A 13698-nucleotide genomic window follows, 5' to 3' on the forward strand; every position below is an offset into this window, starting at 1 on the left:
ATTTTGCCAAAAGAGAGTTTTCTTTTAACATTCCGTTATCGATTACCCATTGAGGAAAAAAATCTCTCAAAATTAAGAAGGATTTTGCCCCAGATATTTTTTTTATTTTTTTGATTAGATAGGACCAAAAGATAGATGGGGAATAATAAATGACTAAATCGCAACTAGCACTTTTAAACATTTTATTCCCATAAACCCAAGCCCTGTAGGGAAGGAGAATCTCATTAACCAAACGAATTGGTTTACTTACGTTTTTGAGTCTCCCTGACGGGAATCGATATACACCGACTCCTTGATATTGATACAAATGATTAGATTCCGAATCGTAAGCCTGATAACTATCTGGAGTGATTACGAGGACTTGATGACCTTTTCGAATGCATTCGAGAGCTAACTCGTGCATCATTTTTGCAGCGATTTTCCCGCTTTCCGGCAAATAATCATCAACAATTAAGATTAAGTTCATATCCTATCAGTATTTTTTCCAAACAACGCGATTTACATAGTCGGTGTAACTTAAAATAATTTTAACGATTTTTTTGGATACATCGGTTGCACTATAATCAGAAACGATTCGATCTGATTGTATTGTATTTTCAGATAGAAGAACATCGATTGCTTGCAGAATTCTAGTTTTGCTGGTTCCCACCATTGTAACAACAGCTTCCTCCATTGCCTCTGGTCTCTCATGTGCTTCCCGAATATTGAGCGCAGCAAATCCCAAAATAGATGATTCCTCTGAAATAGTCCCGCTATCGGAGATAACAACCTTTGCCTCTAACTGCAGTTTGTTGTAGTCTGTAAATCCTAACGGTTTTAAAAAACGGATTCCCTCATTGATCTTCAAACCGGAAGCGTCAATTTTCTTTTGCGTTCGAGGATGAGTAGAAACAATAATCGGAAGTTTAAACTTTCTATATATTTCTTCAAAACTATCGATTAAATTTTTAAAATTAATATCATTATCTATATTCTCTTCTCGATGAAAACTCACGAGAAAGAATTCCTTAGATTTAATGCTTAATTGATTTAAGACATCAGATTTTTCGATTTTCGGGCGGTAATATTCTAAAACTTCAAACATTGGACTACCGGTTTTGATGACCATATCTGGAGACAAACCTTCCCGAAGCAAATACTCTCTCGCAATAGAACTGTAAGTTAAATTGATATCTGCAGTATGATCTACAATTCGCCTGTTGATCTCTTCTGGAACTCTTAAATCAAAACAACGATTTCCAGCTTCCATATGAAATGTCGGAATTTTTCTTCTTTTGGCAGGGATTACCGCCATACAGCTATTAGTATCTCCTAGAACTAGTAGAGCATCTGGCCTATTTGATTCTAAAAGTTCATCCATCTTTATAATCACATTGCCAATGGTTTCAGAGCCTGACTTTCCAGCTGCATTGAGAAAAAAATCCGGTTTACGAATACTTAAATCTTCGAAAAAAATTTCGTTTAATTCGTAATCATAATTTTGTCCGGTGTGAACAACAATATGGTCACAGTGTTTGTCCAAAGCAGACAATACTCTGGACAACCTGATAATTTCGGGTCGTGTACCTACGACAGTGATTACTTTTAGTTTATTCATGTTGATATTTCAGCGCTAAATGTGTCTGGATTTTTTTGATCGAAAATTTCGTTTGCCCATAACATTACAATTAATTCGTCCGAACCAATATTACTAATATCATGTGTCCAACCAGGAATCGTATCTACAATCGTTGGTTGATTTCCGGAAACAACAAGTTCGTGATATTCATTTGTTATCGTATGTTGAAAACGAAATTTTGCCGTTCCCTGAATGATCAAAAACTTTTCCGTTTTAGTATGATGGTAATGTCGACCTCGAGTAGCACCCGGTGGAGCTGTAAAATAGGAAAATTGGCCACTGGTCGGTGTTTTTAGCATTTCCACAAACCTTCCCCGAGGATCTGCGTTTTGAGTAATGGGATAATGACAATCTTTAATGTCGAGAAAACTAATATAGGTTGAATACAAAGCACGACCAAGCCCATCTCCAACACTCCCCACTCTTAAAAGTTTTCTTGTATCGTTGAACTCGGTTAATATTTTTTGCAACTCACCAACTGTAATTGTATATACAGGCCTTACTTCTTGAAAAATAATTCCGGGTTGATTTACAATTTTATCAAAAAATGAACTAACTACATCATCAATGTAATTTAGATGTAAAACTCGCGTTGGGTCATGTATTTCGAGAGGAATCCCATGGATTAAATTATAAGCAAATGTTGCCACAACCGAATTATAATTAGGTTTCGAAAACTTTCCGAATAAATTAGGCAACTGATAAATGTAAACGGAAGCTCCAGTTTCTGCATTGTATTGCAACAAACTCTTCTCTGCAGATTTTTTTGAAATCCCATAGGGGTTCTGTAAATTCGCTTGGATGGAAGAAGAAAATAGTATCGGAGTTTTTTTATCCAACTTCCTTAAAATAGATATGATTTGATTGGTTAGGTTTTCATTTCCTTCTACGAATTCCTGATCGTTTTTAGGTCGGTTGACACCTGCTAAATGAACAATAAAATCAGAATGTTCTAAAAAAGACTCCAATTCAGTCAAAGATGTAGACTTAGTGAAACGAAATATCTCAACTTCACTTTTTTTGGATAAAAACAAACAAAGGTTTTTTCCAACAAATCCATCAGCACCAGTAACAAGAACTTTCATTTTTTAATCCAAAGGTTCAACATTTTTTCCTGCTAGTTGATCTCTGATAAAATCAATCTTCAAAAGTAATCCCTTCATCCCTTCCACATCTAACCGAGTTGTATTATGCGAATTATAATCTTCAGAAATAGAAATATTTTTTTCACCGGAATCTATATACTTCTCATAATTCAAATCTCTTAAATCTGGAGGTATACGGAAGTAATCTCCTTCATCAACGGCGGAAGCTCTTTCTTCACGGCTAAGCAGGGTTTCGTATAATTTTTCTCCATGCCGAGTCCCGATAATATTCACTTTATGATCCTTTTTATTAAAAAGATCTAAAATACTTTTGGCTAAAGTATCAATTGTGGCAGCTGGCGATTTTTGTACGAAGATATCTCCATTACGACCTTCATTAAAAGCATATAAGACGAGTTCAACAGCATCTTCCAAGGTCATCATAAACCGGGTCATTTCTGGATCCGTAATTGTAAATGGATGTCCAACTTTCAACTGTTCTAAAAATAAAGGAATCACAGACCCTCGAGAAGCCATTACGTTTCCATATCTCGTACCACAAACAATCAATCCTTTCTCATCTAGATTTCTAGATTTAGCAACCATTACCTTTTCCATCATGGCTTTGGAAATCCCCATAGCATTAATGGGATAAACGGCTTTGTCAGTGCTCAGGCAAATTACTTTTTTCACCCCATTACTTTCGGCGGCTTGAATTACATTTTCCGTACCCACAACATTGGTTTTAAATGCTTCCATCGGGAAGAATTCACAAGATGGAACTTGTTTTAAAGCTGCTGCATGAAAAACAAAATCAACACCAACAAATGCACTATTTAACGAATGAATGTCTCGAACATCTCCCAAAAAAAACTTAATTTTGGGATCATTATATTTCTTTCTTAAATCATCCTGTTTCTTTTCATCGCGACTAAAAATTCTGATTTCTTTTATATCCGATTTCAAAAAACGATTTAGAACTGCTTTCCCGAAAGATCCAGTTCCGCCTGTGATCAATAATGTTTTATGATTAAACAACTTTAAGCCTCTTACAAAAACTATATTTACAAACTTTTCCGAGAATCTACCAGAGAATCTTTAAATTCAACTGAAGGATAATTGATTAATACTGCTTTTAATTTTCCCTTAAAAACAAAGAGACTCCCAGCTGCTACGCCAATAATGCCAAACTTATCGACAACAGCCTTTATATCGTCCAATGAACCTGCACCACCCAAAACGGTAAGCGGAACATTTACTGAATTATAAATCTCATTTACTAAATCTAGGTTAAATCCCTTCATCATCCCATCATTTTCAATGGAATTGATTACAATTTCGCCAACACCAAACTCTTCCAATTGTTTACTAAACTCTAATGGAGATATCTTTGTATTTTTTTTTCCATTATAAGTCCATACTTCATAGGAAGATGAAAATGATTTCTTTTTTACATCGAGGACAACGACTACGCTTTGATTTCCAATAGCATTTGCTATATCTGATACTAATCTAGGATTTTCAATGGCAGCAGAACTAATCGCAATCTTTTCAATGCCCAAGGAAATGATATCCTTCGCCTGCTCCACTGTTTTGATACCACCGCCATAACACATCGGCATTCTACACTCAAGAGCTAATTGCTCTAATAGTTTCATGTCCGGTCGCCTGTTTTTAGAAGAACAATCGATATCAAGGATTACAATTTCGTCAGCTTCTTTCTCATTGAATATTTTTACAGCATTTAGCGGATCACCTACATAAACAGGATCACTGAATTTTGTAGTTTTAACTAATCCTTTATCATGGATTAGGAGACAGGGTATGATTCTAGGTCTTAACATTTATAACTTAGCGAAATTTTCCAAAAGTTGCAATCCATAGTGATGACTTTTTTCAGGGTGAAACTGTGCGCCGTAAATATTCTGAGAATTAACAGCGCTGCTAAAATTTACACCATATTCAGTATTTGCTATAGAGTGTGCTATGTCCTTACATTCAAAATAATAAGAATGAAGAAAATAAAAACGACAATCACCTTTGAAATTTCGAAACAAAGGATTTTCATCTTCTTTTGGAATTACGTCGTTCCAACCCATATGTGGCAAGATCAGTTTTTTACCATGATCCAAAATGGCAAATTTTTTAACGAAACCGGGTATCCATCCAAGTCCAGGCAAACTCCCCTCTTCGCTCCCATTGGAGAGAAACTGCATCCCGACACAAATTCCAAGGATCGGAATTTTCTTCTGAAATACTAGATTTTCGATTTCGGGACGCATACCAGATTCATTTAGGAGCTCCATAGCGTGATCAAAAGAACCAACCCCTGGCAAAATTAATTTTGTAGCACCTTCTAAATCCGATGATGTACGTGCGACATTTAGTTTTATGTTTATCTTTTTATATAAATTATAAAAAGATAAAATATTTCCTAGTCCATAATCGATAATTGTAATCATCGGATAATTGCTTTTTGAACTCCTAAAAACCGAAGAACGTTAGTTCCTAAATCCATAATGCCTTTTTGATTATTATAGTCATGATAGGTTTTGTTAGAGCCGTTGAATAATTCTTTTAAATAATCTATAGAAATATCCAATTTATTAGCGATGTATTCAAAGTCTTGTTTTACAGTTTCTTCGTCATAAGCTTTTTTAGAAATTTTTTCCAAAGCATCTGTTCGACTTAACTGACCGGTTAAAATTAAACTGGAGAAATGTGCTCTCCTCTTATCGTAACCAAATTTTTCCGGCAACCAATAACCCTCATAAAATCTGGTAAATCTTGACTCGTAATGTTTATGAGCGTATTTTTGCCATCCAAATAGGTTTACAAGTTCATTCATTGCATCTTCTTTGATAAAGCGAAAGTGATTTAATGGTTTTACTACTTTAATTCCCTTAACAAAACGGTAATATAACTTATACGTTAAAATATTTGCCATTGGAAACGTCTTAAGCGGAATTGTTCCAAATTTCTTATGAATATCTTTTAGTTGAACTAAATCAGAAGCATGGTAATGCCACTCTAGTGGTTCTCGTACACATTCAGTTGAATAATTGGCACCCGTAAGAATATACTTAAACTTATGTTTGGCGGCAAAATTATATAGGGCAGCAAAAAATGCATGGTCTTGCGGTGTATCAATATGTGGAACTTGGGCTTTAAAAAAGGCCAATTGTAAATCTCTCATCTCCAACCAATTAATTACTTCGGTATATAGATCTAACTTCAATCCATCTACAAGTTTCTCAATATTATTTACGGCTTGTTGAGAGTTCCATCCGGCATCGACGTGAAATAACAATGGACGTAGGCCCAGTTTTTCTTTTGCCAAATAAGCAACATAGGAACTGTCGACACCCCCACTAAGACCAATCAAACAATCATGATCTTTTCCTTTTCCTTCTTTTCTGATCACGTCAGCCGCTTTCAGTATTGGCTCACTATCTTCTATACCAGGTTTCCAATAAGGAGATATATTCGAATGGTAATTATTACAATAATCACACCAACCTTTGGAATCGAAAACGATATTCGAATCTGAGGTGTCCATAATACAATTGGTACATATTTGATATTTTGAAGTCATAAATATTTCAGCTTTCTCCGTTCACCATGTTTTTCTTTAAATCTGTTACCAATTCATATTGTTTAAGGTAGGCATTTATCATTCTTTGAACGCTAAAGTTCTCTTTTGCATACTTTAAAATTGATTCCTTTTCCTTAAAATCGATTTTCTTATGAATCAAATCTAAAATTAGGTCTCTAAGAGAATTCAATTCACCATATGGAACAAATTTACCATACCCATTTGGAGCAATTTCAGATGGTGCTCCACATTCGAATCCAACAATAGGCACTCCACAGGCTAAACTTTCTGCTGTAACAAGGGAAAATGTTTCTTCTTCGCTTGTGATCAAAAAACAATCGCCTAAAGAATAGAATTCCGCCAATCGGTTCTGGTCTTTTATTTTTGGAAATAAAATCACCTTATCTTTTACAACCGGTGAATCAATTTCATTCACTCCGACAATCACGAATGTGATGTCTTCTGATTTTAACAATTCGGATAACTTTAGAACCCATTCTCCACCTTTAGAAGGTGACATGATGTCTGCACCAATAGATACAATTACATATTTTGAAGAAATCCCGAGTTCTTCCCTTAATACACTTTTGTCTCTGGAATAAAAAACGTTGTCGGTTTCAACACCGTTGTAGACTACTGATACCGTTTTATTTGATAAAAATGATTCTTTAACCCGATGCAAAAGCCAAGAAGAAGGTGTAACAATATGAAGTAAATGAAAGTCGGAAAAAACTTTTTTCTTTTGATGATACATCCACTTTGTAAAATCTAGAAAAAAACTTTTGGGATAAACCTTCAATTTAGGACATTGATTACATTCCGTTTTCCACTTATTACATTCCGTTGGACTCCCACATTTTCCTGTATACATATAACTACAGTGAAATGTCCAGACTACGGGAATTTGTTTTCGTTTTAGATATTCTAAAACCGCAACCCAATTTACATAATATCCATGTAACTCATGTAAGTGCACCACATCGGGCTTAAAATCTTCTAAATATCTTATCAACTTATGCGTTGAGAAAAAAGAGAAGTATCCGTTTAATCCGGAAATTCTAGCAAGTAAGACGTGAAACAGAAACTCAACTCGTGATTCGATTTTGTATACTTCGGGAATTTGTTTTGCATTCCCTCTACCATAAAAACTTTTTACCTGGTGACCGAGTGATGTCAGTCCCGTATGGAGCTCCTCCATAATTTTACCAGAACTAGAGTGTGAAAAGTTAACATCAACTAAAGCTATTTTCAAAAACAGAACTCACTTAAAAAAGAAAACCAATTAAGATCACAATTGACGATAATAACGAATCAAACGGATTAGATGTAAAAGAATTTGCAGAAACTTTGATTTTTCAGTTTTGATTTGAACTGAAAAAAACTGGGTCAGAAAATCGATAAGGTTAGAGGAACTATATCCTTCGTTGCCCATCCGACCAACAATGGTATTTCCTCGGTAAACACTAGCTCCACCATAAATCGCTTGTTTAATAAAGAATTGGTCGGCTACAATTGAATATTTATTGGAATAATATCCAAACTGATTGTGGAGAGACTTCCGAATCATACTTCCAACAGAATGACTGGAGGCAATTCCATTCATCCCTCTAAGCCAGCCCAAACCTTTCGCTGGATAAACAATCTCTGATCCAAAATCTAATGCTTGGAGCACAAAATCTGCTTTAGACTCTAAATAAGAATTCCAAAATGAATCCAAAGCATTTGGATAAAAGATATCATCGGATCCTACAACAATGTAGTATTCAAACTTGGAATGTTGGATTGCAAAATTGAGTGCATCATAAATTCCAAAGTCATCTCTTACCAGTAAATTTACCTTTAAATCATCTATCGATTTGAGATATTCGATGGTTCCATCAGTTGAATTTCCATCAGCAACCACCCATTCGAAATTACGGAAACTTTGATTTCTCAAACTATTCGCAAGATTTTCAATTAATTTCTTTGAGTTCTTAGTAGCAGTGATGATTGAAATCATAATTAAATTTTCTTAAAAACTATCGTCTAGAGTTAAGCTATTCTCGCCTTTAAATTCAAACTAACAGGGAAGTGCATCAAACCGATACTGATCTCATTTGATGACCAATCGTTTACTTTTTTCCCAAAATCAACTTCAGGAGTCCAATCTTCGATATTTATAAAACCTGCAGATGATAACATCTCCGATAATAGTTTTTTATTAAAAACAATTTTGTGGTAGTTGTATTCGTAATCTTGCCCACCGAGCAATGAAGCAGTAATTAAATCTAGGTTTTGATTCGACTTTTGGTATGCATCAAGGATTAGATCAAACGAAGGGACGGCAATCCGAATGATTCCACCTTTTTTCAATTTTTTAGAGTAAACTTTAAGTAAGTCTAACCCCTCTTCCTTTTTGAAATGTTCCAATACATGGCACATATAGATCTCGCCGACAGATCCATCAGCAAATTCGTCCAAAGAAACCTTGGTAGAAACTATATGGACATGATCAAAACCACGGGCATCCACATTGATCCAACCAGCCAGATTTACTGGACCACAGCCCACATGAACGCGCGGAGTGATCTCAGATGGTAAAACTGTATGGTTAAAATTATCTCTTGTGATTCGATAATAAATTCGTTTATAGATGTTTGTTAAAAAATTCATTATTTACCTTCTATTTTTTTATTCAATTTGGGTTAGCCAAAAAGATTAATCCCAAATACTTTTTGGAATACAAAGATACCATAACCAAACCACTTTCCCTTATTCGTAGTTTTGATAACTTCTCCGTGACGAACAATAAAACCATTTTCTTCCATCTCTTTTAAACGATCAGAAATAATCTGATCAGTAGAATACAGTTCTTGTAACTTGGAGTGTTTTACAAATCCTTCGGTAGTTTTCGACAACTCTCGCAGAATTCGGAAAGAGATAGAATTTTGCAAATTGATTAGGAAAATCAAATATGCATTTGTGATTCCTATAAAAAAGATCTGGATACAAATTATAGAAGTAACCGAATGCGAGCTATATCGAAAAAACAAAACGACAGAAAGAACCAGAAGTAAAACCAAACTTTTGGCCATAAAGAACTTTGGGCCCGTCGTTCGGAGCAAAACCCAATGGACAGATAAATAGATTAGAAACAGAACAATGGATTGGAAAAACAATTGAATCATTTATTTGACCCCAATTTGTTTCAGTCCCCAAAGCTTCAGAATAAAATTCACAAAGTTTAGGACCAAAACTCCCTTTGAAGAAATTTTTACATTTTCTTTTTCAGAAACAACCCATCCCAAATTCTGCAAATCTGATAGACGACTATTCTGGATATGAACAAAACCTTTTCCGGATGCATAGATTTTGTCCAAATCATTGATTGATAGATTTTGGTTTTGATATAATAATTTCAAAATTGCCGATGAAATACTTCTTTGGGCTAATGCAAAGAAATTCAAAAAAATAGAATAATGTACCAAAAAAAAGGTTATATAACCAATTAAAATTTTTATCAGAAGAATCTCGTCAAAATGACCTTTGTAAAAGGACACAATCACACTGAGAATTAGATAAACGATAGAAAACTTTAAATGTAGAGAGTTGAAACTTGCCATCGGAGACTGAGATCTTCCAACTCTTACCAATACGGATACAGAAATAAAGAGAATGTAGGTTAAGACAGCTAGATAAAAATAAAGAAATTCTATTTCCAATTGATTCTCTCACTTTCTACTACTAATGGGCGATTGAGTATTTGTGTGTGTATGGATCCGATATATTCACCTAGTATGCCGATAAAAAACAACTGAACCGAAGCAAAGAAAAACAAACCCACAACCAATGTTGAGATTCCAATGGAATACGTATCCCAAAAGAAAAATTTCAATAGAATTTGAATGAGCGCTACCGAAAAACTCAAAGCCGAAAGGATAAACCCGCCGAATGCAGCCAAACGCAAAGGAATTTTTGAATGATTGGTAATCCCTAACATTGCGATATCATAAAGGGTATAAAAATTGTTTTTGGTAAACCCACGTTTTCTAATTGGTTGGACATACGGAATCTCTTTTACCTTAAACCCTATATCACAAATCAAACCTCTCAAGTAGGGATACGGATCGTTAATCCCTTTAAGAGTATTGATTACTTGCCGATCATAAAGACCAAACCCAGTAAAATTCTTAATCAAAGGAATATCTGACAATCTTCCAATTATACTATAATAAAGTTTTCTAATCGCGAAAAATAGTGGCGATTCTAAACTTTCATTTTTGACTCCAACAACAATCTTATAACCTTTTTTCCATTCTTCTAAAAAATCAAAAATCATCGTTATTGGATCCTGTAAATCAGAAACGATTAAAATGACTGCCTCACCGTTTGCTTGTAACAAACCATAATAAGGAGAACGAATATGTCCAAAATTTCGAGCATTGATAATTATTTTTACGTTTTTATCTTTAGAAGCAATTTTTCTTAAAATTGTCTGGGTGTTATCGATGGATGCGTTATCAATAAATATATGTTCATACCGGAATTCTTTTTTCAACTTTGAAAAAACTTCTTTAACCTGACTATAAACTTCAAATACGTTTTCTTCCTCGTTATAACACGGGGTCACAATAGATATAAACTTCATCTGTTTTCCTTATAATAACTTAAAGTCTTTTGAATCGATTCTCGTAATGAATATTTGATGTCTAAAGTTAACATAGATTTAATCTTCGCTGTCGATGGCACATACCAATTAATTCTTTGGTTTGGTAAAGGATTACTGTCGACTTGGATCGAAGTTTTTTCTCCGCTTAACTCTAAAACTAACTCTGCCAAATCCCGAATCGAAATTGGCAAATCGGAACCAATATTGAAAATATCTGTTTTTTTAGTCTTTAACAAAGAATGAAGTAACCAGACAACTAAATCAGTAGGATACATATAAGACCTTACTGGTGTGCCGTCACCTTTGATATGAATGGATTCTCCATCCAAAACATTTTTGATAAAGTTTCCAATCGCGTAATTAGAATCCAAAGGTAAACCCGGCCCAACAAATGCAAAACATCTAACGATAGATACATGTATGAAACTGTTTTCACCATAAATTTGACAAAGTAATTCTGCTGCCCTCTTCGATTCTCCGTATGTATTTTTTGATTCTATACGAGGTGCACCATTAAACTCTTCATCAATATTATCCGTTGCAGAATTTCCGTAAACAGCGCCAGAGGATAAAAAAAGAAAGTTTTTTGTGCCAATTTCTGCCGCATATTCCAATACATTTTTTGTTCCAAGCACGATAGTATCAAATGTCTTTTTTGCAATGGATTCACGGTTTCTAGAATCAGATTCTGTTGCCGCATGAATTATATAGGTGTATTTTTTGGTTTTATCGAGTTCAGACTGGATATCTCCAACCAAAAGTGAAAAGTGCTGAAGATCATAAGAATTTTTATATTTAGGATAAGTATTTAAAAACCGGTTTTCATCCCGAGTTAAAATAGAAATGGAGAGATCTAAACCGTGGTTGAGTTTCGCATAGAGAAAGGTTTCTAAAAGCCAGCGACCAATGAATCCTGTGCCACCAGTAATGAGAAGACTCTCTCCAAAAAATGGCGTAAAATCCATGCGAGAATAGATATCCTCCAAATCCTCAATGGGAAAATAGAATGTAGTTTGATTCAGAGACACTTCAGTTCGAGTAACTTCTTATGAATGGTATCATAATCCAGGCCATGTTCCCGGATGGCATAGTCATAACTCCCACAATACTTGGTAAACCTGTTGGATATACCGAACCGTAAAACTCTTATCTTTTTTGTATCAGCTGATTCAGAAACAATTTCAGAAAGGATCGATCCAAGTCCGCCATGAATCGAATGTTCTTCTAAAGATATGATTGTGTTGAATCTTTGGATTTGTTTTAATACAGCGTCTTTATTTAGCGGATGGATAAATGGTGCAGAATACAAACTAAGCCCACAGTTGAGAGAAAGTTGATTCCCTAATTCAAGCAGAGAACCTGTCGCAACAATACAAACATCACTCGAAACCCTTCTTACTTCTAACAATTCAGGTTTTAGTTTTAATTCGGCGAAATCATGTCTAAAACCTTTGTCTGCTTTTCCAATGCGAATGTAAGCAGGTAAATTTTGTTCGTAAGCATACTCCAAACAAGCCAACATTTCAATTTCATCCGCAGGAGAGAAAATTGAAATATTGGGTAACGTCCTTAACACGGCAATATCTTCTGCACACTGATGACTAGGACCAAGAGTAGCATAAACTAAACCTGCACCATCACCGAGTAAAATCACAGGCAGCGCCTCGTAACATATGTCCATCTTTATGAATTCCAGAACACGAACGGGAATGAAAGCAGAAAGGCCATATACAAAAGGTTTCATTCCTTCCTTTGCCATACCTGCAGCATAACCAATCATTGCTTGTTCCGAAACCCCAGCATTGATAAACTGAGTTGGATTCGTTTTTCTCAATTCATCGAATAATGCATAGCCATGGTCTCCTGAAAACACATACATGTTTTCATTTTCCTGAGCCTTTCTTTTCAGAAATTTTGAAAGTATTTCTCTCATTTAATTTCCTTTAATTCAGCAAGGGATTTTTGGTAGGTATCTTCATTCAACCTGGTGTAATGCCAAATGTTGTCGTCTTCCATAAAAGACACACCCTTCCCCTTTACGGTTCTGGCTACAATCGCCTTCGGTTTGGGTACAGTGCTTTCGGTAGCAAAAGTTAAAGTTTTCTCAATCTCTTTACGTGAATGACCATCACATTCCCAAGTTTCGAAGTTAAAGGCTGTTAATTTTTCTTTTAATGATTCACAATTTAAAACTTCGGACGACCTACCCATAGCCTGAAAATCATTGGCATCAACAATCAGAATAAAGTTCTTTAGTTTCCAATGGGCAGCAAACAATAAAGACTCCCAAATACTACCTTCATTCATTTCCCCATCACCCACAAAACAATATACTCTTCTGTTCTCTTGTTTTAAATGTATCGCAAGGGAATATCCCGTTGCTACTGTAATGCCATGACCAAGACTTCCACCACTGACTTCGACTCCAGGAATATGAGAATCAGAAAGTCCTTTGAGTAGGCTACCATCTGCAAAATAATTATGTAGGTGTTCCTCTGCAAGAACTCCCAATTCATAAAGACAAGAGTAAATTGCCATCACCCCATGCCCTTTACTCAAACAAACCAAATCCCTTTGGGGATTTGACAGATCGTTTAAGTCCATTGCGACAAATTTCTCATATAGAACTGCAAAAAGTTCAATCATAGAAAAAGCACAACCGATATGTACCGAGTTCCCTCGTTTGGCCATATCGAGAACATTTTTTCTTAAGTTGATCGATGACAAAAATTGATTGGTAATTGACGGCACC

At 35.1% G+C, this 13698-nt stretch carries 16 protein-coding genes; all 16 read right to left on the reverse strand.

The window, feature by feature from the left end:
* Positions 1-466, reverse strand: a 466-nt coding sequence (locus tag JWG41_RS01160; RefSeq protein ID WP_476737617.1) for a glycosyltransferase family protein, incomplete at its 3' end; no start/stop codon positions are given.
* A gap of 6 nt (positions 467-472) precedes the next feature.
* Entirely contained in the window at positions 473-1597 is a 1125-nt protein-coding gene (gene wecB, locus JWG41_RS01165) for a non-hydrolyzing UDP-N-acetylglucosamine 2-epimerase (RefSeq protein ID WP_205268156.1), read from the reverse strand.
* Complete coding sequence (gene wbjC / locus JWG41_RS01170; RefSeq protein WP_205268157.1) at positions 1594-2703, reverse strand: UDP-2-acetamido-2,6-beta-L-arabino-hexul-4-ose reductase; 1110 nt, start codon at positions 2701-2703, stop codon at positions 1594-1596. The genes wecB and wbjC overlap by 4 nt, the downstream gene beginning before the upstream one ends.
* A 3-nt stretch (positions 2704-2706) precedes the next feature.
* Entirely contained in the window at positions 2707-3741 is a 1035-nt protein-coding gene (locus tag JWG41_RS01175) for a polysaccharide biosynthesis protein (RefSeq protein ID WP_205268158.1), read from the reverse strand.
* 26 nt (positions 3742-3767) lie between these two features.
* Positions 3768-4547 (reverse strand): AglZ/HisF2 family acetamidino modification protein, encoded by a 780-nt coding sequence (locus JWG41_RS01180; RefSeq protein ID WP_205268159.1) that lies wholly within the window; start codon positions 4545-4547, stop codon positions 3768-3770.
* On the reverse strand, positions 4548-5165 hold the full coding sequence (gene hisH, locus JWG41_RS01185; protein WP_205268160.1) for an imidazole glycerol phosphate synthase subunit HisH: 618 nt from the start codon (positions 5163-5165) through the stop codon (positions 4548-4550).
* On the reverse strand, positions 5162-6298 hold the full coding sequence (locus JWG41_RS01190; protein ID WP_269750415.1) for an N-acetyl sugar amidotransferase: 1137 nt from the start codon (positions 6296-6298) through the stop codon (positions 5162-5164). Before JWG41_RS01190 ends, hisH begins: the two co-directional genes overlap by 4 nt.
* Positions 6299-6305: 7 nt before the next feature.
* On the reverse strand, positions 6306-7550 hold the full coding sequence (locus tag JWG41_RS01195) for a glycosyltransferase (RefSeq protein WP_205268161.1): 1245 nt from the start codon (positions 7548-7550) through the stop codon (positions 6306-6308).
* Between the two features lie 36 nt (positions 7551-7586).
* Positions 7587-8297: a glycosyltransferase gene (locus tag JWG41_RS01200; protein WP_205268162.1), complete on the reverse strand. Its 711-nt coding sequence runs from the start codon at positions 8295-8297 to the stop codon at positions 7587-7589.
* A gap of 32 nt (positions 8298-8329) precedes the next feature.
* Complete coding sequence (locus JWG41_RS01205) at positions 8330-8950, reverse strand: class I SAM-dependent methyltransferase (RefSeq protein ID WP_205268163.1); 621 nt, start codon at positions 8948-8950, stop codon at positions 8330-8332.
* Between the two features lie 32 nt (positions 8951-8982).
* Positions 8983-9465 carry a hypothetical protein gene (locus JWG41_RS01210; protein ID WP_205268164.1) on the reverse strand — a complete coding sequence of 161 codons (483 nt, stop codon included), beginning with the start codon at positions 9463-9465 and terminating at the stop codon, positions 8983-8985.
* On the reverse strand, positions 9466-9999 hold the full coding sequence (locus JWG41_RS01215; RefSeq protein WP_205268165.1) for a hypothetical protein: 534 nt from the start codon (positions 9997-9999) through the stop codon (positions 9466-9468).
* Positions 9990-10925, reverse strand: a complete 936-nt coding sequence (locus JWG41_RS01220; RefSeq protein WP_205268166.1) for a glycosyltransferase family 2 protein — start codon at positions 10923-10925, stop codon at positions 9990-9992. Before JWG41_RS01220 ends, JWG41_RS01215 begins: the two co-directional genes overlap by 10 nt.
* A complete protein-coding gene (locus JWG41_RS01225; protein WP_205268167.1) occupies positions 10922-11911 on the reverse strand; it encodes an NAD-dependent epimerase/dehydratase family protein in 990 nt (329 codons plus the stop codon). Before JWG41_RS01225 ends, JWG41_RS01220 begins: the two co-directional genes overlap by 4 nt.
* A gap of 53 nt (positions 11912-11964) precedes the next feature.
* Complete coding sequence (locus JWG41_RS01230; protein ID WP_205268168.1) at positions 11965-12879, reverse strand: transketolase family protein; 915 nt, start codon at positions 12877-12879, stop codon at positions 11965-11967.
* Positions 12876-13697 carry a transketolase gene (locus tag JWG41_RS01235; protein WP_205268169.1) on the reverse strand — a complete coding sequence of 274 codons (822 nt, stop codon included), beginning with the start codon at positions 13695-13697 and terminating at the stop codon, positions 12876-12878. Before JWG41_RS01235 ends, JWG41_RS01230 begins: the two co-directional genes overlap by 4 nt.
* Position 13698 lies beyond the last annotated feature (1 nt).

This window comes from Leptospira chreensis, assembly GCF_016919165.1.
Classification (GTDB): domain Bacteria; phylum Spirochaetota; class Leptospiria; order Leptospirales; family Leptospiraceae; genus Leptospira_A; species Leptospira_A chreensis.

Bases quoted from the DNA above. Each gene is read 5' to 3' on its own strand.
- JWG41_RS01180 (WP_205268159.1), bottom strand. From the start codon at position 4,547: ATGTTAAGACCTAGAATCATACCCTGTCTCCTAATCCATGATAAAGGA.
- wbjC (WP_205268157.1), bottom strand. From the start codon at position 2,703: ATGAAAGTTCTTGTTACTGGTGCTGATGGATTTGTTGGAAAAAACCTT.
- hisH (WP_205268160.1), bottom strand. From the start codon at position 5,165: ATGATTACAATTATCGATTATGGACTAGGAAATATTTTATCTTTTTAT.
- JWG41_RS01205 (WP_205268163.1), bottom strand. From the start codon at position 8,950: ATGAATTTTTTAACAAACATCTATAAACGAATTTATTATCGAATCACA.
- JWG41_RS01190 (WP_269750415.1), bottom strand. From the start codon at position 6,298: ATGACTTCAAAATATCAAATATGTACCAATTGTATTATGGACACCTCA.
- JWG41_RS01210 (WP_205268164.1), bottom strand. From the start codon at position 9,465: ATGATTCAATTGTTTTTCCAATCCATTGTTCTGTTTCTAATCTATTTA.
- JWG41_RS01230 (WP_205268168.1), bottom strand. From the start codon at position 12,879: ATGAGAGAAATACTTTCAAAATTTCTGAAAAGAAAGGCTCAGGAAAAT.
- JWG41_RS01200 (WP_205268162.1), bottom strand. From the start codon at position 8,297: ATGATTTCAATCATCACTGCTACTAAGAACTCAAAGAAATTAATTGAA.
- JWG41_RS01225 (WP_205268167.1), bottom strand. From the start codon at position 11,911: ATGGATTTTACGCCATTTTTTGGAGAGAGTCTTCTCATTACTGGTGGC.
- wecB (WP_205268156.1), bottom strand. From the start codon at position 1,597: ATGAATAAACTAAAAGTAATCACTGTCGTAGGTACACGACCCGAAATT.
- JWG41_RS01220 (WP_205268166.1), bottom strand. From the start codon at position 10,925: ATGAAGTTTATATCTATTGTGACCCCGTGTTATAACGAGGAAGAAAAC.